This window comes from Chitinophaga sp. G7 BAM 1005 (genome assembly GCF_057126945.1).
Genome location: NZ_CP181478.1, coordinates 2,412,431 through 2,435,766, shown reverse-complemented (window position 1 = coordinate 2,435,766; position 23,336 = coordinate 2,412,431). Strand labels below are relative to the sequence as shown.

Genomic DNA, 23,336 nt, shown 5'->3' with positions numbered 1-23,336 from the left:
AAAAAAATCGGATACCCTTTCAAGGTATCCGATTTACTTTAAGATTTGTTATCGTATGCTTACCGAGAATTTTGTGTTTCTACGTTTTGAGATGCTTTTTCTTTTGCCTTTTTCTGCCTTGAATAGCTCCATAAAAATAATAACCCAAAAATAATCAGGGCATAAGCTATCCATTTGCCAACCCGTTCAATAAACTTAATGGCAACCGACTTCTCATAAGATGAAAAGCCCTCAGCGCCGGTAGGACTGCGCCGGTAAAATTTCCGCCGATTAATCCAATATCGCAGAACTAAGCCCAACACCAGCGCTATAATACCCAATACCAATGATGCAACCATATTCTTAATCTTTACAATTTCACAAGTATAAATTTAAGAAAATTAATCGCCATTTTCTATTCCGAATGTATTCCATTACAAGACCTTCTGCCGGAGTGCGGTTCCTGCGAAAAATCAAGTGACAAAAGTCCGCAAACAGCAAAAGTCCCCGATCATAAAAAATACTTCGAGGACTTTTGTTCGATTTTTTATACCCCTCAATTTTAGTCGCTACTATTGAATTGAAAGCTCAACTGCTTTTCATTACCGAAATTGTCAGAAATCCAAATATCAAAGGATTGCGACACCGCAGAAGCCGATGTATAATATAACCTGAACTGTGTCTGCGGTAATGGGTAGAGATCATTGGGCAGGTATGGCGTTTCATTATAGTATCGTAAGGCTCCTATGCCTTCGAACTGAAAGTATCGGATGTAATACTGGGCGTCACTGAAGTTGCCCGCACGTTGTATGGTAATCCTTATTTCAACGGTCTGTCCGTTCGCCATGTCTGCGGGAACAGGCATCACTTTAACTTCAAACGGGTAATTTTGTTGTATCTCCAATTCGTCCTTATCACAGGATGATAACATGATGGCACTTGTAAAGACCAGGACAAGCATCCACAGAAATTTGCTTTTATTCAATAATCGTTTCATTGTTTGTTCTTTTTAAAAGTTAAACCTTAGTCCAACACCTGCCGATGGACGAAACTGTTTTAAATCCGTACCCCAAACTACTTTGGTACGACCTTGCAGGAGTAGGACAAACCTGTCGGACAGATAGGTTTCAAAAGACAACCGCCCTCCGGCTCCGTAGATAAAGTTGTTTTTATCGAGAATTATTGAACCGTCATAAAGCATTGTCTTACTACGGTTGATGGTTTCGTAGCCTGCAATGGCGCTGAGTCCTGCATTCAGCGTAATGGTCTTTCTTGCATCGCCCAATAACTGAAGACTATAATCCACCTCGCCCGTATAGGCTTCCAATGGTATCTGCAAATCCCTGTAATCGGCAACCTGATGTGTGTACTCCGCACCCCACAGCCAGTAATTGCCATTCTTTCCGTTTACAGTAAGCATGATATTCAGATAATAATTGTCGCTTACTTCTTTGGACAATAAACCTGCGTTAATTTCCACCCCCTTTTGTTTGGGAAGCATACGCTGTGCCTGTACAGCCGTAATGCTTAACATCGCAAGCATTACGGCAAAAATGTATATTCTCATTGTTCTTTCTGTTTGGATTAATTAATCTTTAGGTGCATATCCTTTATTTGCTTTGCGTTTACCAGGTCGGAATTTTCTACCTGTAAGGTTTGCTGCCTGCCGCCGTTCTTTTCAAAGATTTCGATAACCAATACCTTGTCATCGGCAATGGTAAATTGGTCCAGCAGGAATACGTTTTGCTCAACGGTGTTACCGGCGATTTCATCCAGTGGTTTATACAACCGAAGCGGCACCATCGGTTTTTCCTGTACCACCGTGCGCCTGGCTACTTTTTTATCAACTACCTTGAAGTTCACGAAGTCAATATTGAAAGGAACGTTGCTTTTGTTCCTCAATTCGGTGTGGAAATAAAACTTCCCGTTATGAACGTATATGCCCTTTAACAAAAACTGGATGCCATAGCTTTTTGAGCCAATATGCTTAACGATTCTTTTGTTCTTTTTGTAGACTGTTTCTAATATCAGTCCGGCAAGCGAAGGCGGGTTCTTTCCAAGTTCTTCAAAAAGCACGTCATTACTATTTTCCCTGCTGGACATCTTCTGCATCGTAAGCAGGTCGTAGTTCATTGTTGGGGGATTTGGGCTGTAAAAAACATTGAAGTTGTAAAAACGACCGTCATCGGTGATCACCGAAAAATTAGTTTCTTCATCAAAATCTCTCACAGATGCTTTTACACGCAAGACATTTTCGGCATCCTCCGCTTTACCGGCAATGAGATACTCACTACCCAAGTCCACATACCGGATAGCCGCAGGGAAGATCAGGTGAGAAGTTTTGTTATAGGTGACCTCCATCTGGTAAGGTTCCACCTTACCCATATTTAATTTGGTTGTAGTAGTTGCAGCCTGCTGTGCATACGAGTGGAAATGGCCTGCGACAATACAGGTCAAAACCAATATACTTTTAAACAATGTTTTCATTTCTTACTTATTTATTTAGTGTTGAACAATTAGTTTTTTGAAACAAGGAAAAGTTGATGGCCTGCCTTGACGGTTACTTTTGGTGTTTTCACTTTTTTGGAAAAATAGCCGGATATGCCCTGTACCACGCCACGGCTCAAGTCACCCGCCATTTGCTGCCCTGCCGAACGAGTCATCATAATGCTGGTGCCTGAAGTCTGGCTCATGTTGGAGGCGATTTGCGTTAAGGCGTTCATTTCGGGAGAATATGGTACACTTAATCCCTGCTGCCCGTCAAGACCATATACCGTAATATCTACAGGCATGAAATAGCCATCTAATTCAATAGAAGTAACTTTTAGTTGGAGGCGATTGCTCCCAAACTTGGCTCTGGCTGTTATGGTAGTTCCCTGCGGAATAATCCTATTTGTGATATGGGCAGGTTCCAACAAGCGTAGTTTCACATCACTGTCCTCCATAATGGTCTGTGTTTCCTGTACCACCGCCCTGATGCTGTTTTTAGGCTGTATCACCTGCTCCGAAACACCCGCCGTATAAAAACCCCGGTTCCGGGTTTCATTCCAGCTTGCAAGAAAAGCACTGTCGGTCGGCTCACGGTAAAGGGCGGAAACAGCATTTTTTCGGCTCGGGGTGAATGCTGCAAAGTGTTCCTTTTGCGTGGCCTGGGACGATGCCGCAGTTGCGGAATCGCCTTTGGCTGACTGTGCAGGATTATTCATACCTGAAGGCAGATAGCGTGAAGCCATCTCGTAAGATTTTTCCATCAGGGCCAGTTGATCCTGTACCGTAGAGGTCGGAGGTACATTTTTTTCTGCCAGTTGTTCCTTCAGTTCTTCAACCTGCTTTCGCAGTTCCTGTGTCTCGTAGTTGTTATCCTGATAGAATGAGCTCAGGGTACTCTGCGCATTGCGGTAACTATTCAGGGCAGGATTACCCGACCTTTTTTTGCCATCTTCGTAGCCAGTGTCTTCTCCAATGCCTTCCTCCGGCTGCTCCATCTGCTCATCAGTTGCACTGTCAGTGCTCCAGTAGTCAGAAAGCGAGGTCAGTGCATCACGTTTTTCCTGCATTTTCTTTTCGAGCATTTCCTGTTCGTAAGCCTTTTGTTTATCAGATTGAAGTCCTGCATCGGTGGCTTGCGGCACGGCATCGTTTAAACCGATATCCTCTACTTTTTTCTTGTCAGAAGAAGGTTTGAAGATCAGGTACATGCAACCGAAAAACACAATACCCATCAGGATAAAAATGATCGGCTTTTTAAGTTTTTCAGCCTTTTTATGCACACGCTCATTGGGTGCATCTGTACCGGTTTTCTGGTCATCTTCCTCGACCAGAAAACTCACTCTTTTGTTTTCGTTATCTTTCATACATTTTATTTTTAAGAATTTTTGAAATACTGTCCTGCGATGGAACCGAGGACTTTTTTTGTTTGATAACCGGGTTCTCAATATGCTCGATGCTCATTCCCTCGTTGGGTTTGCCAACGTCATAACATACTTTCACGATGACGATGACAGACAGTAACGCATAACCGGCAAAGAGCAACAACATATATCGGTGCTGTTTTTTCCAGGGCAATGCACGCCACCGTTCATCGAGCTTGTCGATCCGGTTATTGATGATTGTTCTTAAATTTTTCATTCCATAATTTTTGTTGCGATTTTTATAGCCTTCGCCCGGTGCGGGAAACAACGTTTTGTATGGCCGCATCACTGACCATAGCAATAGCCTCTTTTGATCTGGGTGCGCCAATCGTAGACAGGTTATTTAATTCTGTTTTTTTCAGCAGTTGACCAAAACGATCTTTTTTCGTGACCTCCATTTTTTGGAGGTTAAATTTTCCGTTCTGGTATTTTACCCACATGCTGCATTCAATTCGCGGTTTGTCTTCACCCGACCATTGCAGGTATCCCGTCAATAACAATACAGGCTTAGCTACACCCTCTACACCATTGCGGCAGTTGTCCAGGTATTCGCCAATACTTTCTTTCAGCTTTCCGGCATACGCACCCTGCGTATGGAAATAACCGTCATATCCTTTGTCAGTAAGGATTTTCGCAAACGTGTTCAAATCTGATAATGCTTCCATAATATTGATTTTAGCGGTCTATGACCTCCACGTCTTTGTTTTCCAACACAGCAAACTTTTCGATATTAAAGCCCTGCGGGTTGTTGTCGGATCGAACAGAGTTGACCAGATAGCAGGCGGTAACCAGGCTGCGCCTTGTTACATTGCTTGAACGGATGATAAACTGTTTGGCATAAGTTCTTACGGCATAGGGATAGTTGTCAAAATTGCAGACTACACTGTCCACTTCGATGCGTTGCTGTACGTTGCCGGATATGATCCGGTTGTAGTAACCTTTTTCCGAAAGATCCTTGTAATAATCAAAGGCGCTTTTGTCGGCAAGGTTGAACGCCCGCTTCATATTGCTTTCGATGGCATTTTTGTCCGGTGCCAGCGTAAAGAACAGTTCATGAAAGCGACGTACATGCTCACGGGCTTCTACCGGCCTGTTAATACTTGCGTCCTGCGAGAGTGCCAGCATCAATGATTTGCCGTTGTCAAGCACATAAACTTTTTGCCTTTGTTGCTCCGCAAAGCGGTAGGATTGCCAAACGGCATATCCCACCACGCTGATGCAGAGTACGGCAAATACAATGGCATATAGCCTTATTTGCCTGAAACTGTTTTCGATGTTTCTTAAAGTCTTAAATTCCATTTCTATTAATGATTATTATTTGTTCAATAGCCTGCCACCGATATTGCCTGCCACAGCTCCGGTACCGGCACCTGCGATATTTCCTGTTTTCGATGCGGTCTGGTTGACATTGCGCATAAAGTTCCCTGCGCCTCCTGCCTGAATGACCCAACCCGCTACTGTTGGAATGGTGAAGTAGCCGACAATGCCAATCAGCATGAATATCACATACACCGTATTGGAGGTATCAGGTATGTAGGTGGGATCAGCCAGCATCTCGATGTCCCGCTCCAGGATAAGCGACTGGATTTTGGCGAGCATAGAGCTAAACATATCGGCGATGGGCAACCACAGATATACACTGATGTATCGCGTGAGCCATTGCGTAAGCGTGGACTGGAAGCCATCCCACACCGATATGGCAAAAGCTATCGGCCCCAGTATTGAAAGCACGATCAGGAAGAACGTTCGTATCGTGTCAATGACCAATGCCGCCGCCTGAAAAAGCATTTCGAGCAGTTCCCGGAACCAGTCGCGGATACTTTTCTTTAGATCGTACATTCCTCTTTCCATGTACATGCCCGACATCGTTACCAGGTCGGAAGGTGACCAACCCAGCTCGTCCAGCTTTTTATCAAACTCTTCGTCCGATACCAGATAGGCTGTTTCGGGATTACGAAGCATTGCCTCCCTTTCCAGCAGGTCTTTTTGTTCTTGCAGCTTGTTCAGGTCAAGTACCTGATTTTGCAGCATAGCATTTGTGCCTTTCACCACCGGGCTTAATACCGCATTGATAGTCCCCAACACAATGGTTGGGAAGAACATTATGCAAAGCCCGATGGCAAAAGGTCTTAAAAGAGGAAACACGTCTATCGGTTCTGCCCGACTGAGTGCCTGCCATACCTTTAAAGCCACATAGAATAACGCGCCTAACCCGGCTATACCTTTTGCCACTGCCGCCATGTCTGCTGATAATGGCACCATCTCATCGTACAGCGAGCGCAGGAGTTGATGAAGATTTTCCCATTCCATAGCTTACCAGTATTTTTGTTCAGCAGTACCATATAGCTCCAGCACTCTTTTGGTGTTGTTCTGTTTTTTTGCCCGCAGAATGCTCACAGAAATATTCTTGTTGGTATAGTAGCGGACAAGATTATGATAGTCCTTAACTTCTTTGTACACACGGTCAATGATGTCCATGCGCTCCTTGTCGTTCAGTGAGAGGCCGTTGGAGGAAACAATCTGCTTCAACTCCTTTAACAGTTCGGTGCTTTCGTTCAGCAATGTGGAATAGCCATTAGCAATTGCCGAAAGCTCCTGTGGTGTGAAATTGGGATCGTTCATCATCTTTCCAAAATTCTTTACATACATTTCGGAAACATCACCTACAAGTAAAACAGTCTGCTGCACCTTACGTGCATCTTTGACAAGATTGTTCACGGCTTTGAGTTTGTCGTAATATTCCTTGCCCTGGTCGTACACTTTCTTTACCTCGTTGAAGTTTTTCACCACATTAGACACCGTGGATGAAGTCTGTACAATTTCATTGGCACTATTGAGAATACCGGATATAAGATTTCCGGGATCGGTCACGACCCATTGCGCTTTTGCACAAGGTGCTACGGCAAGCATGATTGCCGTACACACTACTAACATGATCTTTTTCATTGTTTCCTGATTTTTAAAATGATTAATAATTATTTTTCTTGTCTCCTTCAGGTGGAAGGCATTATATCTTCCTGCCCGTTTTTCTGCCGACTCCAGTGGATTGTTTCTGTTGCAGATCATTGAGCCGGATAAAAAAATCCTGTAGGCTTTGAGGCTTGGTGGCTGCAACATCCTTACATAGTTTTGCAAAATCTTGATCCTCCTTGTTTGCGGGATCGGCTTCAAATATTAAAGCCTTGTTGCCCCCTATGGGCAGTGTGATTTTTTCTTTTTCCATCTTTCCAGTTTTTTAAAATGGGTTAATAGTTGTCTGCTTTTTCACGCCTCTGAAGAGCAATGCGTTTGATGGCCATTTCCACATTGCCATCCAGTTCATGGGCGAGTTGCATCACTTCCATTTTTTCCGACTCCTCTGTGGTATAGGCCAGGTACTCTTCCAGGCTAACTTCGGTGGCATATACAGCCGAGTGCGTACCGCCCAGCCCGATCCAGACTTCCTTGTAAAGCCTGCTGGCATCATTGTTCATATTGATCGAAAGGATCTGGGATTTTTCTTTTTCGGTGAGGCCAAGCATTGCCTGGATGTCATCGAATTTGTTCATGTATTTGCGCTGGTCTAATAAAATTTTGCAGTCGCTATTATTGATGATGCTTTCCTTTACGATGGGAGATTGGATAATATCATCGACTTCTTGTGTCACGACGATAGCCTCGCCAAAAAATTTCCGGACGGTTTTGAATAAATATTTTATATACTCCGCCATTCCCTCTTTCGCAATGGCCTTCCACGCTTCTTCGATCAAAATGAGTTTACGCACACCTTTTAGCCTGCGCATCTTGTTGATGAAGACCTCCATTATGATGATCGTTACGATGGGGAACAAAATTTTGTGATCCTTGATCGCGTCAATTTCAAAGACTATAAAGCGCTTGGAAAGCAGGTCGAGTTGCTTATCAGAGTTGAGTAAGTAATCATACTCGCCGCCTTTGTAATACGGTTCCAGCACGTTGAGGAAGTTGGCAAGATCAAAGTCTTTTTCCCTTACTTTCTTTTCTTCCAGCACTTCCCGGTAGTCGCTCTGTACGTATTCATAGAAGCCGTTAAAGGAAGGATAATCCTCATGCTGTTTGATGCGTTCGATATAACCGCTCACAGCGTTGGATAACGCTACTTCCTCGGAGCGTTTCGGGGGTTCGTCGTCACGTTTCCAAAGGGTAAGAATGAGTGTTTTGATGCTTTCCCTTTTTTCAATATCGAACACACCATCGTCTGTGAAGAAGGGATTAAAAGCAATCGGGTTATCCTCAGTGTACGTGAAATACACACCGTCTTGTCCTTTGGTTTTTCCCTTAATGAGTTCGCAGAGTCCCTGGTAACTGTTACCGGTATCCACGAGCAGAACGTGAGCGCCCTGTTCGTAATACTGTCGTACCATGTGGTTGGTAAAAAAAGACTTGCCTGAACCCGACGGACCTAATATGAACTTATTGCGGTTCGTAATGATGCCACGCTTCATGGGCAGATCTGAAATATCCAGATGAATAGGCTTGCCTGTAAGCCTGTCGGCCATCTTAATACCGAAGGGTGAGGGTGAACTCTGGTAATTAGTTTCTTCGGTGAAGAAGCACAATGCCGGTTCAATGAACGTATAAAAACTTTCCTCTGCCGGGAAATCCCCTGCATTTCCCGGCATCGCTGCCCAATACAGCGTGGCAACGTCTGTGGTGTTATGCCGTGGCTTGCATTCCATCAATGCCAGTGCACTGCCCGTGTCGTTCTTCAGGTGCTTCAGCTCATGCGGATCGTCTGACCAGGCCATCACGTTGAAGTGTGCCCGGATAGAGGAAAGCCCATAGCTGTGCGCTTCATTGAGATAACGCTCGATCCACTCTTTGTTGATCTGGTTGGCACGACTGTACCTTGCCAGGGAGTGCATATTGCGTGCGGACTTTTCAAACTTGCGCAGGTTCTCTTCGCTGTTATCTAAAAACAGATACTGATTGTAAATGTGATTACAGTTAAGCAGCAACCCTACAGGCGATGCAAAGGATAAAAGGCAGTCGCTCCTGTCTGTTGAAAGTTTTTCGTATCGGGTATTTGCCGATACCGTTCCGGGAAGGTCGTCCGTATCAGATAAGGTATGCAGACTTAAACGTTTATTGCCTACACGTACTTCCTCATTTCCCAGGCCGATATCCTGCATAGCTGTCCCCGCTTCCCTTGACAGGGTAAGATATTGCTCCAGTAATCCCAGGCTTTGCGGCGCACCAATGATGTCTTCTTCGCTAAGGCGTTCCAGTTTCACAAACCCGCTATCGTTCACGATCCGCTCAAACTGAGCGACCGCCTCCATAAAACGGCGAACGGTTTCCCTGTCCCTGATTTCTTTGGGGATAAGAACACCTTTACAAAGCGAGCTGAAATTGCTTTGCATCCGCATTCGTTCCTTTGTTGTCTTGGTCAGGAACAGGTAGCAATAATGGTTCAGGAACGGGCGCTCATTAAAATGGCGCTGATAAGATTTTGCAAGAAAGCTCTGGTTCTCCTGCGCAATGTCGGGATCGTAGTTCTCTCTGATATACCAATCTTGCTTGTGGATAATGGAAAAGTCCGGCAATGTTTTGATCGCCTTGTGCCATGCCGAATGGATGGCATCATATTCCGGTGCAGCTACGGTGAACAGTTCCGGCAGATGTACCCGAAAACATGCCGTTATATCTGCATCCTTGGAGATGATGCAATGGTTCTCCACTGCGAACAGCGGAAACTTACTTTCCAGTGTCGTGGTCTTTGCGGTGTTTCTCATACGGCACTGGATTTATGGGTTAACTTCAGGTAGCGATGTGCAGGCTTGCGACAGACGATGTACTTCGGATGTCTTTTTCTTGCACCGAGCTTCATTAATCCGTGCTCACCGTACTTACCATTGAGCGCAAATGTTTGCCAGATAATGAGCGATGCACCACCGGCTCCAATAAGCAGGCAGATATAGGAGTTCACCCCAGCCATATACATCACCATCACAAGGATCAGCACACCGAGCAATCCACCTGCAAAAATGAACAGGTACTGCGCCTTCAATCCGTTGAACTCAACTGTTCTTCCGATGCCTTTATTGATATTGTATTTACTCATAGGGCGTCGGATTAAAGGAAGAATGAACGAAGGATGGTAGCAGCCACAATAAGGAAGATGCACGCACCGAACCAGCTTGCCGCAGTCTTGCTCGTGTCGGGATCGCCACTGCTGAATTTGTTGTACACCTTAACACCTCCGATTAACCCAACGACGGCTCCAATGGCATAAATTAATTTGGTAGCCGGGTCAAAATAAGAGGTCACCATTTGTGTGGCCTCGTTGATGCCCGCACCTCCATTTCCTTGAGCGAATACACCAAATGCTGACAGCAATGCAGCGCCTGTCAGCCACACTTTTTTTCTTTGCTTTTCCATGTTTGAACTGAATTATTTTGTTACTACTTTCCCGCTTCATGCGGGCTTCGGAACAAAAATGTCATGGAAATTGAAGCGCTCTAACGATGTGTCTTTCAGTGGAATTACTTGGCAGTAGGTGGCTTTGTGATGAGGTTTCGGGGCATAAAAAAAGTGTCAGGATTCTACAATCCTGACACTTGAAAATGAAGTACAATAAGCAGCAGTTTTTTAGTCGATCTACATCTTTCGACCTTTACCTTTTTGCGATTTATTTACTGGCGGTTTGATCATCGGTTTTTGTTTTTTCGCCTGCTTTTGTTGCCTTTTCAGGTTCTCCTTTATAATTTCCGGCAAGTATGTTTGCTGCCACGGAATTGTTTGAGCGATGAAATGGGATTTTACGCCGATCTTTTTTAAGTCGTCTTTTATATCCCAACCACCGTGCCTGTTCCACCCAATAGGATCAAGGTCTTTCTGGAATGGGAACTGAACCGCTATCAGGTCTTTTGGAAAGTCAGTGATCTTATCGTAATCCAGTTCCCTAAATTCATGTTTCTTTGGATCGTAGGGTATCAGGTAGGCGTTCCTGTCTTCAGAAAAATAATGATCGATTTCATCGAACACTATTCCATTAGATAAAAAATCATCTTTTGGCCGCAGCATATCCATACGTATGTCCACATAAAAAAGATGACCGGCAATATCAACAGTAGGTAGCCTTCCTTTATTCAACCGCAGGTCAAAAGCATACTGATCCACCATCAGTTCAAAATCAGTTTTAGTCTTTACCTCATCCACGGTGAGGCCATACTTTTGTGCCATACCAACGGGATCAAGCCCCACAAATTCCGGTATCTCTATCAATACATCGCTTTTCTCAAATACATCGGGAATATTCTTAGTTTTCCTGTTGTATTCAAAAGAATACCCTTCACCAAAGTCTGTCATATCTTTAAAGGAAATTACATTGCCTTCATTGGCTTTTTCCCGAAGTTCAAATTTGCTCACATCAACAACGAAGGCTGTTCCTTCTATATCCACTGTAGGCAGGTCCGGTTTTGAAGGTTTGGTATTCAGGTTATGAAGTGCCCAATGGTGCTCGCTTTTCAAGGTGTTGATATATTCTTCATAGGGAATGGTCTGCGGATCATAATGCATGGTAAGCGTCCTGTACATCAATCCATAGCGGGGATCATTCCCGTACCCCAAATTGGTGCCGATGGGGTCAAGGTCGGATAGACTGGGAACCTCCAGGATCAAACGGTCAGTGTTTTTGTCAATAGTACCATCCCTGAACGGATCTTCAACCCTGGAGGTTGATGTGTTGTAAAACAGGCGATACGATTCACGGTCTATGGAAAAGTAATCATACAGCGCGTTCAGGTAAATGGTTTCCCCGTTGCCATCCTGCGGACGTAATGCGTTGCCAGCTACATCAATTTCAAATCTTTTCCCGGCGAGGTCTATGGTTACAGGAATACCGTCCATCCTTCTGCCAAAAATGTCCTGGTCTACCATAATCTCAAAATCGGTTTTTTCCGAAATATCTTTCAATGTGCACCCGTATTTGCGGCACATGCCGTCCGGATCAATCTCACCAATGCAGGGTATCTTAACGGTAATAAGCGGATCACCTGCGGGCGCCGTTTCGGGTTTGCCTAAAACAACAGGTTTGTTCCGCAGATAAGGAGAATGCAAAACATGGAATTTTTTGGAAACCCCGCTGTAATCAAACTCATAGTGCGTCTCATAATTCCGCATAGATGAAAAGTAAATCCGGTTGCCTGGATTTGCCTTTTCTGAAAGGACTATTTTGTCAATGTCAAAGAGAAACTCCGTGCCCTCAATGATCACCGTTGGCTTGTCATTTTTCATTTTTTCATTTTTTAATACATCAGTTGCTACATCTTGCGCCCGCGTTTTCGGGATTTGTCAACCGTATGATCCGGTTTTTCCTTTTTCGACTCCTTTTGCAGCTTATCCAGATTCTCTTTGATCCTTTCAGGTACATAAATATGTTCCCAGGTTTCAGTAACGGCTTTAAAGTTCATCCGTAATCCCGGTTCTTTCATTTCATCGATCAGGTCAAAGCCATGCTTTTTGTTCCACCCAACAGGGTCAAGTATGGCTTCGTTCGGGAAGGAGACAACCATTAGGTCTTTGGGAATTTGCGTGATCGTTTCGTAATCTATGTCCCGGAACTCATGTGCTTTCGGGTGGTATGGAATAAAGTAGCGTTGCGTATCATGATCATAGAATTTCTCGATTTCGGAGAACACGATGCCTTTGGAACTAAAATCATCTTTTGGGCGCAGCATATCCATCTGTAGATCCACATAAAAGGTATGCCCTTCAATATCCAGTGTAGGCAACACGCCCTTATTCCAGCGCAGGTCCAGCAGGCTGCCCGGCTCTATGGTCAGCTCAAAGTCGATCTTGCCTTTTACCTCCTCCAAACTCAGGTTATATTTTTGGGCCACACCAATGGGGTCAATGCTGGTCAACTCAGGTATTTGCACCATTTGCAGATCGGTTGAATCTGTAAAGGCCAGTTCCCTTCTTCTTTCATTGGTAGGAAAATTTTTGGTACTTACATCATAATGAAAAGTATATCCGTTTCCGTTACCAACATATTGCATTTCCTTTACGCGCATCACATTTTGCGGGTTGGCTTTTTCCCGCAATTCATCTTTGAGCCCGTCAACGATAAATTCCGTTCCTTCAATGAACATCGTTGGTTTTTCCCGCTCTGTTTTTGCCGCTTCTTTTTGCTGGCGCACTTCAACCACCCAATCAATATAGCCTTTTGCGTCTTCCATATTATGAGGAAACGATTTCCTGCGCCCGGACAGCTTGGAATCATCAAGACCAACTATAAACCCGTATTCGGGAAAGTCTTCTGTACGATAAACAATAATGAGGTTATTGATGTTCTTTTCAGCAACATTGTTCCTGTGGCTGGCGATGGTATGTCCTTTATATTCCTCGAATATATAGTCGGGATCATTTTTTGAAACCATGTTCGTGTGTTTTAATTTAATTGAATGACTACCTGCTGCGCCCGCGTTTCTTTACCTTATGAACGTTATGCGCAGGGATGCTTTTCTTGGATACAGAAATAATGGGTGATTTTTGATCCGGCTTAACCCGCTGGCTATTGTTCCTTTTGACGGTCTCCGCAAAGCGGGTCTGATCCCACGGAATAATATTCGATTGAAAATGTAACTGCGGCCCTTTCTGTTTAAGGCCGGCCACTACATTAAATCCGTATCTCCGGTTCGCCCAAATGGGGTCCAGCCAATCTTCATGAGGTATCTGGACAACGATTACATCTTTCGGGATTTCTTTGCTGCTCAGACTTACTTCCTGGAACGTATGTGTTTTTTGATTATAGGGAATGGTATATGTTTCGTTTTTCGGCGAGTAGTAATATTCAAGTTCAGAGAAGATGATACCGCGTGACCATATATCATCTTTGGGACGGAGCCTGTCCCTTGCAAGGTCAACATAAAAAGTATGGCCCGCAATATCAATAGTAGGCAACATCTGTTGTTGTTCCAGCTTATTAATGACAGTCTGATCTACCATCAGATCAAAATCGGACATATTCTGTATTTCACTTTCCGGTACGCCATGCTTTTTTGCCATACCAGCCGGGTCAAGCTCTACGAAGTCAGGTATCTGGACAACGGTATAATCCCATTGATCTATTCCGGGCAAGCCTTTACTTTTTCGGCTGTAAGGGAACTCATATCCTGAACCGGGAAGCTCCCGCATGTCCAAAAAGGAAATAACATTTTGCCGGTTGGCTTTCTCCCGCAGCTCCAAACGGTTCACATCCACGATAAATTCCGTCCCATGTATGTTGAGTATTGGAAGTGCCCTTGCCGTATCGGTGGGTAGCCTAAAAGGGATATCCGTACGCATATCATTGACTTCATATTCTTCTTTTGGTCTTAATTGCTCGGCGGTATTCCGCTTTATGTGCATCGGCACATCGGTTTCCTCCCAGGGCAGGATGCGGGCTTCATGATGCATCTGGAAAGACTCCAGGCTTTTGAAGTTGGGGAGACTGAAACCGTATTTTTTTGCCCAGCCCGGTTCATCCATTTCGGCAGCATGGGGAAACCGTACCATAATAAAATCTTTCGGGAGTTCAGTCAGGGCGGAAGTATTGTGCTGCTGAAACTCTCGTGTAGCAGGATTATAAGGTATTACATACGCTTGCCGTTCGTCATCATAATATTGCTGTATTTGGTCAAAGCCTATGCCTTTGGATCTGAAGTCATCCTTTGGGCGGAGTTTATACATTTGCAGGTCTACATAAAAGGTATGCCCCGCAATATCCAGCGTGGGCAGGATGCCTTTATTTAACCGTAAGTCGAGCGGGCTGCCCGGCGCAATCATCAGATCGAGATCGGACTTTCCGATCACCTCTTTCAATGGCCGCCTATACTTCTCCGCCATACCTAATGGGTCAATGCGGGTCAGTTCGGGTATTTCCACCCTCGGAAAGTCATCTATATAACTAAGATCAACGATCTTACTTTCGTCAACAATATTTTTTGTACCCAAATCATAATAGAAGAAATAGCCATTGTTATTTCCTGTGTACCGCATATCAGTTATGGGCATTACATTTTGCGGATTATTCTTTTCCCTTAGTTCTTCTCTGAGAACATCTATAATAAACTCCGTTCCTTCAATTTGGATACTTGGCAATGTTCTTTCCATCTCCCTTTAATTTTGAAAAACAAAAGGGAGCTGTCTTTTCAGACAAACTCCCCAATGTCAAAGTCACTCAGATCATTTTTCCGCAAATCGGAAGAACCGGAATCCATTCCTGTCGGCAGGCTCCTGTCCAATAATACTGCAATCTTTCGGGAAGCGCCTTCCATTGAGTTTTCCAAAAGGCTGAATAGTTCGGTTCCCTGTATCCTTTGAACTATATCCACCGCTTTTTGCTGCAAGGCCGGTTCCAGCACTTCTTGCTGTAACAAGGCCCCCACGGTACTCAGTTCGTCGAAGGTAACCCCTGTGGCAAAACCGTCATCGCCGTTCGGATAACCATATCCATTCCATTCTTCTTCCTCTTCTTCAAGGTTGGGGCCGTCCCCAAAAACTTCATCCAGCTCTTCCTGCGGAATTTCCCTTGCGAAACCCTTTTCACTGGTTTCTGTTTCAAAATTATCAGCCGTAACCTTCGGTTTAGCTAAATGGCGTTGGGTGGCATTACTTGGCACTGCTTGTCGTACAGGCGGCTTTGGCTGGCCCATTATTTCCGGTAAATCAGGATTTACAGGAGGCTGTTGCCGATTGTTCCGCTCCACTTTTTTAATGGTAATTTTGTCCTTCGCCAGCAGAACAATGACGATGAGCAGGCATATTAAAATCAGCAGTTCCATAACTAAAATATAGGTTTGTTCTTGTCGTTATAAATGGTTTTTATTTCCTGGCCAAAATCCTGGAAGTGGTGCTTCAGAACACTATGCAGATAATCAGCAATGGTAATTTTTCCCGCACCAAGTATAAATGCAATGTGGGACAGTTTTTCGTGGAACTCCGGGCTGACATATACCGTTTTCCCGTCCTTTGCCAAAAAACCGGTAGGTGTTAAGAATGCCGATTGATATTCGGCAATGCGTAACGTGTTCCTTTGTTTTTGATTTGTCTTTTTCATGATCCAATACTTTAAAAAATGGGTTTAAACTTTTCATTAAAATCCTTGGTAATTGCCTGCTCGAACTGCTCGAAATGATGTTTAAGTATATTGTCCAGATAAGCGTACAACGGGATTTTATCATCTCCAATGACGTGAACAATCCTAACGATACGCTCATGGTATTCGGGGCGTATGTAGATCGATTTTTCACCCCGGCACGCCATTGCGTGCTGTTTCAGGAACTGGGTTCCGTAGCTTTCTTTTTTAACGGAGCCATTACCTGCCTGTATGGTCTTTGCGTTTTTAATATTCTTTTTCATTGGTTTTGTTTTACTATAAAATGGGTTTATACCTGTCATTGAAATAATCCGTTATCTCGTTGCCAAATTCCCTGAAATGATATTCGAGAATATTGTCTATGTAGGAATAGAGTGTCGTTTTATCCTCCCTTGCCAGTTGAACGATCCGCAGCAGCCGCTCGTGAAACTCCGGTCTGATATATACCACTTTCCCATTTCTTCCGGAAGGGTAACGATTGGTCAAGAAAACATCTTCGTAGTCAATTTTCTTTGATGAAGCAGACTTTGTTTTTTCACGGGCTTTAGGCTCTTTATGCTCCGCCTGATCCTTATCCGTCTTTGTTACCGGAGCAGGTTCAGCGCCGCTCATAATGTTCATCAGGTAATCCTCATCCACGTTGGGCTTCTCAAATCCTTTCTTTATGTTATCTGTATCCATATCACAACTGATTTAAGAATGAACAATTTTTAAGAACTCTTGTACAAAGAGATCCATTTTAGTCATTTTCAGCAGGCCCGGTTCTGCCGCAAGCAGGCTTGAACGGAAGATGTAGTTGCCCGTATCGTCCGTTTCCTTGCGGAAGCGCTTGCTGTCCATAATTCTTGTATCCATAATGGAAAGGCCAAGCTGTCCGATCACCTGTTGGTAAGCATCGTAAAGCATCGTCTTCTCCCTGCCGTCCACCTGGTTCCAGAACAACCAGAATACCTGCTCTTTATTGGCGTTTTCAATTTCAGGAAGCTGGAGAAATGCTTTTGCAAATCCGAGCGTACTTTCCACTACAAACCGGTCCGCAGTGAGCGGCGAAAAAATAAAGTCCATTGCTTTCAGCGTTGTCAGCACGCCCTTTGTGTTTGCCGTTCCCGGCAAGTCAAAAAAAATCATATCGGGGTGTGCCGTCGATTGCTGCACATACTCCAACGCTTTGTCCAGCGCTTCATCTGCCCTGCAACGGATAATGGGATAGGCTTTCTTATTGATAGCCTGGAATTGTTTCATTGCAGCTTTTTTGTGATAGTCGTTCTGCATAACGGTCTTCAGATCCCTTTCCCTCATTTTGCTTAGGCTGTGCTGGGGAAAATCGCAGTCCAGTACCACTATATTAAATCCGAGCCGGTAATGGAGCAAGCTGGCAAGCAGGGTTGTTATGGTTGATTTTCCCACGCCGCCTTTTTGTGTGGAGAAGCTGATTTTTAAAGTTTTTTTTACTGTTTCCATTTTTCTAAAATTTAAAATTGTCCATTTGATAAATTGTGCAGTTGTACTGCCGCTTTTCTGCTTTACCATTTTTCCGGGTTGCTGTACCGTTGTGTTTTTTTACAGTTTCCCTGTTATATGCTTTTGCTTAAATCTGAAAACCCGTAAAGGTTTGTTTCTGTAAACATTGCTGCTTTTACGTTTTTATGGTTTTAAAACTTTATACTTTTACACCCCTGCATTTTTAAACCTGTGTTCTTTTCCTGTTTTCTGTATGTGCTTGAAACAGCACATACATTTTGTTTTTTTCTTTTCCGCACTTTTTTCTGTAAGTGCTCCTGTACAACTTTGAAACAAAGAAAATACCTCGGGCAGCTATATTTTAGAATGTGGTAGTCATTGGCGTTCAGTGGCAGTCTTTGGCAGTGTGGAGCACTGTAATGCTTTGACAAAGCAGCCCTTACTTTGTAATAGCTCCAATGCTATGGGTAAATGGAAAGAACATTACAACATACAGGTAACAGGTGGAACGGCTCGCAGCCGTTTTTTTCTGCTTTATCTAATCCGTCCCGCAGGGCGGATTTTTCTGTTCACCCGAACAGAGCAAGTTGTGTTTTGAGGCACTCGGAACCTGTTCCGTGCCTCAAAACAACTTGCCCTTGCAGGGGGCCGGAAAACACCCTCCGAAGTCGGGGTTTTTGTTGGATTACTGAACGATCAGCTCGCTGACGCTCGTTTTAAAAATTATATAGTTATGAATGAACAGCAGAAAAAGAAACAATACAAAGGTGGTCGTAATCCTAAAGCAAACCCAAGCATCCACCGTTATGTATTTCGTTTGACGGACGAAGAAAATGCAAAATTCCTATCGCTCTTTGAAGCCTCTGGAGCAGATAACAAGGCGCAATTTGTTACTTCTTTACTGTTTGATAAACCGGTAAAGAGTGTGAAAGTAGATATGGCCGCAATGGATTATTATACCAGACTAACCGCGTTGTTCGGCCAGTTCAGGGCAGTTGGGATTAATTATAACCAGGTCGTGAAGATCCTTTACCGCAATTTTTCGGAGAAGAAGGCCGCCGCTTATCTCTTTAAACTGGAAAAACAAACGGCAGAACTCGCAAAATTATGCCGGGATATTATGGAGCTAACAAAGGAGTTTGAAGTCAAACACCTGAACAAAAGCGGGGAGAAATGATAGCGAAAATTGGTCATGGTGTAAATATGACAGGTGCACTTTCTTACAATCAGCTTAAAGTAGACAAGGAAAACGGGAAGGTTTTAGCAACACAAAGGATTATGGAAACACCGGATGGCAGCTATTCGGTAGCTCAGTTATACCGTTCTTTTGAACCTTACCTCATCGCAAATAAAAAAACCGAAAAGCCCGTATTGCATATATCGCTCAATCCCGATCCCGGTGATAAAGTAACGGATGAAAATTTCAGGCAGATTGCCAAAGACTACATGGAGCGAATGGGCTACGGAGAACAGCCCTATGTCGTTTTTAAGCACACCGACATTGAACGCACGCATATCCATATTGTGTCTACCTGTGTTGACCGGTACGGCAAGAAGATACCCGACACATTTGAGAAGCTGCGCTCGATGGATGCTTGCAGGGCGTTGGAGCAAAAGTATAACCTCATACCTGCAACAGAGAAACAGCGCACCGGCAATGATCAGCTATTCCGCCCGGTTGATTATAATGCCGGGGACATTAAGAGCCAGATCGCATCCGTAGTGCGGCACCTGCCAAAGTATTACCAGTACCAAACGCTTGGAGCCTACAATGCCCTGCTTTCGATGTTCAATATTACCGCTGAAGAAGTAAAGGGAGAACTACATGGACAGTCCAGGCACGGCATCGTGTATTTTGCGCTGAACGAACACGGAGAAAAAGCCAGTAACCCTTTTAAGTCATCCCTTTTTGGTAAAGATGCCGGATGGGACACGTTGCAACAGCATTTTATCGAGGCCAAGAAAAAAATGAAGACTGATCCAGCAAAAGCCATCCTCAAAAATACCATTGAAGCGGCAATGCACCTTACCGGCACCGAGGCCGATTTTAAAAAGCAACTGATGGAGCAAGGCATTAACACCGTTGTACGACGCACCGGGGAGGGGCGCATTTATGGCATGACGTTCATAGACCATGAAAGCCGTACGGTTTGGAATGGATCACAACTGGATACAGATCTTTCAGCCAATGTTTTTAACGATTGGTGGAAAGAGCAGTTTGCAGAACATCGTCAGGACGCCGACGATGCAAGGATCAACACGCCATTGCCAACCACTGGTAAAAATGTCGGGGAAGCGTCAGACGAAACCCATGAGCTTTTTGATTTTCTGAACGAAGAACAGCCTGCCTACCTCAATGAAGACTTAGGACTTATAGATGGGTTAGGTGGGTTATTGCCTGAAGCCCAGGGAGAAGATTACGAGGAACAGGATTTTGCTAACCGGATGAGGAAAAAGAAGAAAAGCAAAAGACAGGGCAAACAGTAACAACTTAGGAGCAGAAAATTGTTTTGAACAGACCTGCCATTGCCAATTACAGGCAAACAATAGCTTACTTTTCTACTATCATTTTATGATGCTTTTTACCCCATTCAATCATTTGAGTAATTAGGTTTCCGTATTCTTTGGAATATTCTGTGAACACGTATTCAACGGTAACCGGTGCATCTGTGCGCACTGTTCGGGTAATTAGTTTATTGTCTTCCAACTCTTTCAGATTGCGGGATAGCATTCTGGTAGTAATTCCCGGAATGCTGCGCTCAATATCCCTGAAACGTTTATTTCCATTACATATTGAATGAATAATGGGAAGTTTCCATTTGCCCCCGATGACATAAATAGTGTCCTGCAAAGCCTTTGTCTTTGCGGCCAGCTCCTCTTGATTAATCTTTTTTGCCATAGCTGTTTTTTGGTATCATCCGTTATAGTGGTTACAAAGTTATACCATTTGATACGTAATTTTACCTGTTTAAAGTAAAATTAGATGAAAGCAATAATCTTAAAAACATCGGGAGGGGTAGAAAACTTTGCCCTGGCAAACATCCCGACACCTGAAATAAAATCAAACGAAGTATTGATCAAGGTAAAGGCTATCGGTATTAATCCGGCGGATGCCCGTGTGAGAAATGAAATGAAGAAGGCTTATTTTGAGAATGCCACCATTATCTTAGGGTGGGACGCTTCCGGTGAAATCGTAGAGATCGGTAGTGATGTTGGATTTTAAAGTCGGAGATGAAGTATTTGGGCTTATCGGCTTGCCAGGTGTGGGCAGAACCTATGCAGAGTACGTCGCTGCTCCTGCATCACAGATTGCTGTTAAACCCAAAAATATCTCACACGAACAGGCGGCGGTTTCCACAATGGCTGCACTCACCGCGCTGCAAGCCATCCGCAAATTAGGCATCAAACAGGGTGACCGTGTTCTCATAACTGCCGCAGGTGGTGGTGTGGGGCATTTTGGTGTCCAGTTTGCAAAATTATACGGCGCGTATGTTATCGCCCTTGCTTCTACCGACAAAAGAGATTTCGTCATAGGTTTAGGGGCCGATGAGTTTATTGATTACAAAAAACAACGTTTTGAAGATGTTGTAAAGGATGTTGATTATGTGCTGGATGCAGTGAAACAGGACGACCATATACTTCGCAGTCTTGAAGTATTGAAAAAGGGTGGTACACTGGTCAGTCTCTGGTCAGAGCTTCCTAAGGAACAGATGGAAAAAGCAAAAGAGCTTGGCGTACATGCCGTTTATAATGTGGTGCAGGCCAGTGGCGATGATATGAAGTTTGTAGCAGGGCTTCTGGAGGAAGAAAAAATTATACCGCACGTTTCCAAAACTTTTGTCTTTGAGGATATGGCCCAAGCCCACCTGGAAATAGAAAAGGGACATACACAGGGAAAAATTGTTGTTCAAATCAAATAGCGGGATGAAACTTTCAATATTGGACATATCGTATGTACCCTATGGCGGCAACCGTAGGACAGCATTGCAAAACACCATCGAGACCGCACAAGTTGCAGAAGATTTGGGATATGAACGTATATGGTTTGCGGAGCATCATAACATCGGTCACATAGCCGGACGCACGCCGGAGGTCATGACTGCTGCGGCAGCAGCCAATACAAAGCGTATTCACGTAGGTTCGGGAGCCGTTTTATTGAACCATTACAGCCCCTATAAAGTGGCGGAGGTCTTTGCTACTTTATGCGAGCTTTATCCTGGACGAATTGATTTAGGAATCGGCCGTGCTACCACGGGACAGTATTCCGACTTTGCTTTGCAGAGCAACCGTACATCATTGCAAAAAGCGGATAACTCAATGGAACAGTTGGTGGAGTTACTGGCCTGGCTCACGAATGATTTCCCTTCCAACCACCCATTCAGCCAGGTAAAACTAAACAATGATGGTAGTTTACCGAATGTCTACCTGCTGGGCACAAGCGATTGGAGCGCTGAGGCGGCAGCCCGTTTGGGTTTGGCCTATGTCTTTGCCGCATTTATAACATCAGACCAGCAAAGAACTTTTGACATTACCCGCCATTACATTGAAAATTTCCAGCCGTCGAATAAGCCCTATGGAAGAAAAGCACCGGGTTTGACGCTGACAGTATATGTGTATGCCCACGAAAATGACGAATTAGCATTGGAACTTGCCGCGCCCTCATTGTATTCTATGCAATTGCTTAACGCGGGAAGAAGGGAAGCCGTCAACCAATCCTTTATTCCTGAAAAGGAAGCATTGGAATTGCTTAATGGCTCTTATACGTTGGAACGCCTTACTAATCCCAACAAACCCCCAAGGCACTTCATCGGCAAAGCTGAAACCGTTGCCAGAGAATTAAAACAAATGCAGGCAGCATTCGGCTTGGAAGAAATAATGATACAGCTTATTTCAGGCAACCATCTGGGCAGGTTAAAGTCATTTGAATTATTATCACAGGCAATAGAAAAGGAAAAAATGTCTTAAAGCAAACAACTAAATTTTTACAAAATGAATAATCAGAAAACTATCTTCATCACAGGTGCGTCAACAGGTTTAGGGAAAGCCACGGCCAAACTGTTCCAGCAAAAAGGCTGGAATGTCATTGCCACCATGCGCAACCCTGAAAAGGAAACTGAACTTTCGCAGTTGGAAAACGTAAGCCTCTTGCAGCTCGATATTGCAGATCCCGAACAGATCAAAACAGTTGCCCAACAGGCAATTGAACTGCATGATATTGATGTGGTGTTTAATAATGCAGGTTACGGGTTGTCCGGCGCTCTGGAAGCGCTTTCGGATGAACAAATCGTACGCCAGATCGATACGAATCTTTTAGGTACTATTCGTGTTACCCAAGCCTTTATTCCCTATTTCAGAAACAGGAATAACGGCCTTTTCCTGAATACGACTGCAATCGGCGCTTTCGTTGCATTTCCGTTCGTTTCCACGTATCATGCCACCAAATGGGCATTGGAAGGATGGAGCGAAAGCCTCTCGTATGAGCTGGGACTGTTCAACATCGGTGTAAAAACGATTGTTCCAGGTGGTATCAGGTCAGATTTTGGCAGGTCTATGGAGATAGTTCCGCACCCTGTTTATGATGAAGCAGCAAAGAAAGTTCATGCATTGGCACACCCGGATGCATACGCTACACCGGAACAGATTGCGGAGGTGGTTTATGAGGCAGCAACCGACAAGAAAGATCAGTTGCGCTATTTTGCAGGGGAAGATGCCTTTTCACTCTACAACAGACGATTGGAAATTGGCACGGAAGCGTTCAGGAAAGAAATCAGGAAAATGATTTTTGGCAAGTAGTCAATTTATCCAATGTTACTTTGCTATTGGATGAAATTAGAAAATATTCCGGACAGCCGGTGTTGTCACCGATTTTAGGTGTCACTGCGGCA

General features: G+C 44.2%; 29 protein-coding genes. 6 read left to right on the top strand and 23 right to left on the bottom strand.

From position 1 onward, the window contains the following. Positions 1-59: 59 nt before the first annotated feature. The 22 genes from ACMXI2_RS09760 to ACMXI2_RS09655 form a co-directional block, all read right to left on the bottom strand. On the bottom strand, positions 60-338 hold the full coding sequence (locus ACMXI2_RS09760; protein WP_298938992.1) for a molybdenum ABC transporter permease: 279 nt from the start codon (positions 336-338) through the stop codon (positions 60-62). 203 nt (positions 339-541) lie between these two features. Beyond that, positions 542-976 (bottom strand): DUF3872 domain-containing protein, encoded by a 435-nt coding sequence (locus ACMXI2_RS09755; protein ID WP_298938993.1) that lies wholly within the window; start codon positions 974-976, stop codon positions 542-544. Positions 977-988: 12 nt separating this feature from the next. Next, positions 989-1,546, bottom strand: coding sequence for a conjugal transfer protein TraO (locus ACMXI2_RS09750; RefSeq protein ID WP_298938994.1), 558 nt, complete (start codon positions 1,544-1,546; stop codon positions 989-991). A gap of 17 nt (positions 1,547-1,563) precedes the next feature. Then, positions 1,564-2,466, bottom strand: coding sequence for a conjugative transposon protein TraN (traN, locus tag ACMXI2_RS09745; RefSeq protein WP_298938995.1), 903 nt, complete (start codon positions 2,464-2,466; stop codon positions 1,564-1,566). A 29-nt stretch (positions 2,467-2,495) separates the two neighbouring features. Continuing rightward, complete coding sequence (gene traM, locus ACMXI2_RS09740) at positions 2,496-3,833, bottom strand: conjugative transposon protein TraM (RefSeq protein WP_326991491.1); 1,338 nt, start codon at positions 3,831-3,833, stop codon at positions 2,496-2,498. Then, positions 3,823-4,107, bottom strand: coding sequence for a nitrogen regulatory IIA protein (locus tag ACMXI2_RS09735; protein ID WP_326991492.1), 285 nt, complete (start codon positions 4,105-4,107; stop codon positions 3,823-3,825). The genes traM and ACMXI2_RS09735 overlap by 11 nt, the downstream gene beginning before the upstream one ends. Before the next feature lie 22 nt (positions 4,108-4,129). Continuing rightward, entirely contained in the window at positions 4,130-4,555 is a 426-nt protein-coding gene (locus ACMXI2_RS09730) for a hypothetical protein (RefSeq protein WP_326991493.1), read from the bottom strand. 10 nt (positions 4,556-4,565) lie between these two features. Then, a complete protein-coding gene (gene traK, locus ACMXI2_RS09725; RefSeq protein ID WP_326991494.1) occupies positions 4,566-5,189 on the bottom strand; it encodes a conjugative transposon protein TraK in 624 nt (207 codons plus the stop codon). Positions 5,190-5,204: 15 nt separating this feature from the next. Continuing rightward, positions 5,205-6,200 carry a conjugative transposon protein TraJ gene (gene traJ / locus ACMXI2_RS09720; RefSeq protein ID WP_298939000.1) on the bottom strand — a complete coding sequence of 332 codons (996 nt, stop codon included), beginning with the start codon at positions 6,198-6,200 and terminating at the stop codon, positions 5,205-5,207. 3 nt (positions 6,201-6,203) lie between these two features. Further along, positions 6,204-6,836, bottom strand: a complete 633-nt coding sequence (locus tag ACMXI2_RS09715) for a DUF4141 domain-containing protein (RefSeq protein WP_326991495.1) — start codon at positions 6,834-6,836, stop codon at positions 6,204-6,206. A 61-nt stretch (positions 6,837-6,897) separates the two neighbouring features. Next, positions 6,898-7,113 carry a hypothetical protein gene (locus tag ACMXI2_RS09710; RefSeq protein ID WP_298939002.1) on the bottom strand — a complete coding sequence of 72 codons (216 nt, stop codon included), beginning with the start codon at positions 7,111-7,113 and terminating at the stop codon, positions 6,898-6,900. 22 nt (positions 7,114-7,135) lie between these two features. Further along, a complete protein-coding gene (locus ACMXI2_RS09705) occupies positions 7,136-9,643 on the bottom strand; it encodes a TraG family conjugative transposon ATPase (RefSeq protein WP_298939003.1) in 2,508 nt (835 codons plus the stop codon). Next, positions 9,640-9,972 (bottom strand): DUF4133 domain-containing protein, encoded by a 333-nt coding sequence (locus tag ACMXI2_RS09700; protein ID WP_298939004.1) that lies wholly within the window; start codon positions 9,970-9,972, stop codon positions 9,640-9,642. The genes ACMXI2_RS09705 and ACMXI2_RS09700 overlap by 4 nt, the downstream gene beginning before the upstream one ends. 11 nt (positions 9,973-9,983) lie before the next feature. Next, positions 9,984-10,289 carry a DUF4134 domain-containing protein gene (locus ACMXI2_RS09695; RefSeq protein WP_298939005.1) on the bottom strand — a complete coding sequence of 102 codons (306 nt, stop codon included), beginning with the start codon at positions 10,287-10,289 and terminating at the stop codon, positions 9,984-9,986. A 219-nt stretch (positions 10,290-10,508) separates the two neighbouring features. Next, positions 10,509-12,146, bottom strand: a complete 1,638-nt coding sequence (locus ACMXI2_RS09690) for a hypothetical protein (protein WP_298939006.1) — start codon at positions 12,144-12,146, stop codon at positions 10,509-10,511. A gap of 26 nt (positions 12,147-12,172) precedes the next feature. Beyond that, positions 12,173-13,291, bottom strand: a complete 1,119-nt coding sequence (locus ACMXI2_RS09685) for a hypothetical protein (RefSeq protein ID WP_298939007.1) — start codon at positions 13,289-13,291, stop codon at positions 12,173-12,175. A gap of 28 nt (positions 13,292-13,319) precedes the next feature. After that, on the bottom strand, positions 13,320-15,005 hold the full coding sequence (locus tag ACMXI2_RS09680; protein ID WP_298939008.1) for a hypothetical protein: 1,686 nt from the start codon (positions 15,003-15,005) through the stop codon (positions 13,320-13,322). A gap of 38 nt (positions 15,006-15,043) precedes the next feature. Beyond that, positions 15,044-15,676 carry a conjugal transfer protein TraD gene (locus ACMXI2_RS09675; RefSeq protein WP_326991496.1) on the bottom strand — a complete coding sequence of 211 codons (633 nt, stop codon included), beginning with the start codon at positions 15,674-15,676 and terminating at the stop codon, positions 15,044-15,046. 2 nt (positions 15,677-15,678) lie between these two features. Beyond that, positions 15,679-15,951, bottom strand: coding sequence for a DUF3408 domain-containing protein (locus ACMXI2_RS09670; protein WP_298939010.1), 273 nt, complete (start codon positions 15,949-15,951; stop codon positions 15,679-15,681). Positions 15,952-15,962: 11 nt separating this feature from the next. Further along, on the bottom strand, positions 15,963-16,253 hold the full coding sequence (locus tag ACMXI2_RS09665) for a DUF3408 domain-containing protein (RefSeq protein ID WP_326991498.1): 291 nt from the start codon (positions 16,251-16,253) through the stop codon (positions 15,963-15,965). 13 nt (positions 16,254-16,266) lie between these two features. Next, positions 16,267-16,671, bottom strand: coding sequence for a DUF3408 domain-containing protein (locus ACMXI2_RS09660; protein WP_298939012.1), 405 nt, complete (start codon positions 16,669-16,671; stop codon positions 16,267-16,269). Positions 16,672-16,683: 12 nt separating this feature from the next. After that, the gene (locus tag ACMXI2_RS09655; protein ID WP_326991499.1) at positions 16,684-17,451 is read right to left on the bottom strand and encodes a ParA family protein; all 768 of its coding nucleotides are present in this window, start codon (positions 17,449-17,451) and stop codon (positions 16,684-16,686) included. 733 nt (positions 17,452-18,184) lie between these two features. Here ACMXI2_RS09655 and mobA point away from each other — a divergent pair. Together mobA and mobB are read left to right on the top strand one after the other, a co-directional pair. Continuing rightward, the gene (gene mobA, locus ACMXI2_RS09650; protein ID WP_298939015.1) at positions 18,185-18,628 is read left to right on the top strand and encodes a conjugal transfer protein MobA; all 444 of its coding nucleotides are present in this window, start codon (positions 18,185-18,187) and stop codon (positions 18,626-18,628) included. Further along, positions 18,625-19,938, top strand: a complete 1,314-nt coding sequence (mobB, locus tag ACMXI2_RS09645; protein ID WP_298939016.1) for a conjugal transfer protein MobB — start codon at positions 18,625-18,627, stop codon at positions 19,936-19,938. The genes mobA and mobB overlap by 4 nt, the downstream gene beginning before the upstream one ends. A 64-nt stretch (positions 19,939-20,002) precedes the next feature. Here the strand turns inward: mobB and ACMXI2_RS09640 are convergent, their stop codons facing one another. Next, complete coding sequence (locus tag ACMXI2_RS09640; protein WP_298939017.1) at positions 20,003-20,350, bottom strand: winged helix-turn-helix transcriptional regulator; 348 nt, start codon at positions 20,348-20,350, stop codon at positions 20,003-20,005. An 84-nt stretch (positions 20,351-20,434) separates the two neighbouring features. Here ACMXI2_RS09640 and ACMXI2_RS09635 point away from each other — a divergent pair, with 84 nt between their 5' ends. The 4 genes from ACMXI2_RS09635 to ACMXI2_RS09620 are packed head-to-tail and all read left to right on the top strand — an operon-like array spanning position 20,435 to position 23,244. Further along, positions 20,435-20,674, top strand: coding sequence for an alcohol dehydrogenase catalytic domain-containing protein (locus ACMXI2_RS09635; RefSeq protein ID WP_326991500.1), 240 nt, complete (start codon positions 20,435-20,437; stop codon positions 20,672-20,674). Then, entirely contained in the window at positions 20,661-21,371 is a 711-nt protein-coding gene (locus ACMXI2_RS09630) for an NADP-dependent oxidoreductase (protein ID WP_326991501.1), read from the top strand. The genes ACMXI2_RS09635 and ACMXI2_RS09630 overlap by 14 nt, the downstream gene beginning before the upstream one ends. 4 nt (positions 21,372-21,375) lie before the next feature. Further along, complete coding sequence (locus ACMXI2_RS09625) at positions 21,376-22,416, top strand: MsnO8 family LLM class oxidoreductase (protein WP_298939019.1); 1,041 nt, start codon at positions 21,376-21,378, stop codon at positions 22,414-22,416. A 24-nt stretch (positions 22,417-22,440) separates the two neighbouring features. Beyond that, a complete protein-coding gene (locus tag ACMXI2_RS09620; protein WP_298939020.1) occupies positions 22,441-23,244 on the top strand; it encodes an SDR family oxidoreductase in 804 nt (267 codons plus the stop codon). Positions 23,245-23,336 lie beyond the last annotated feature (92 nt).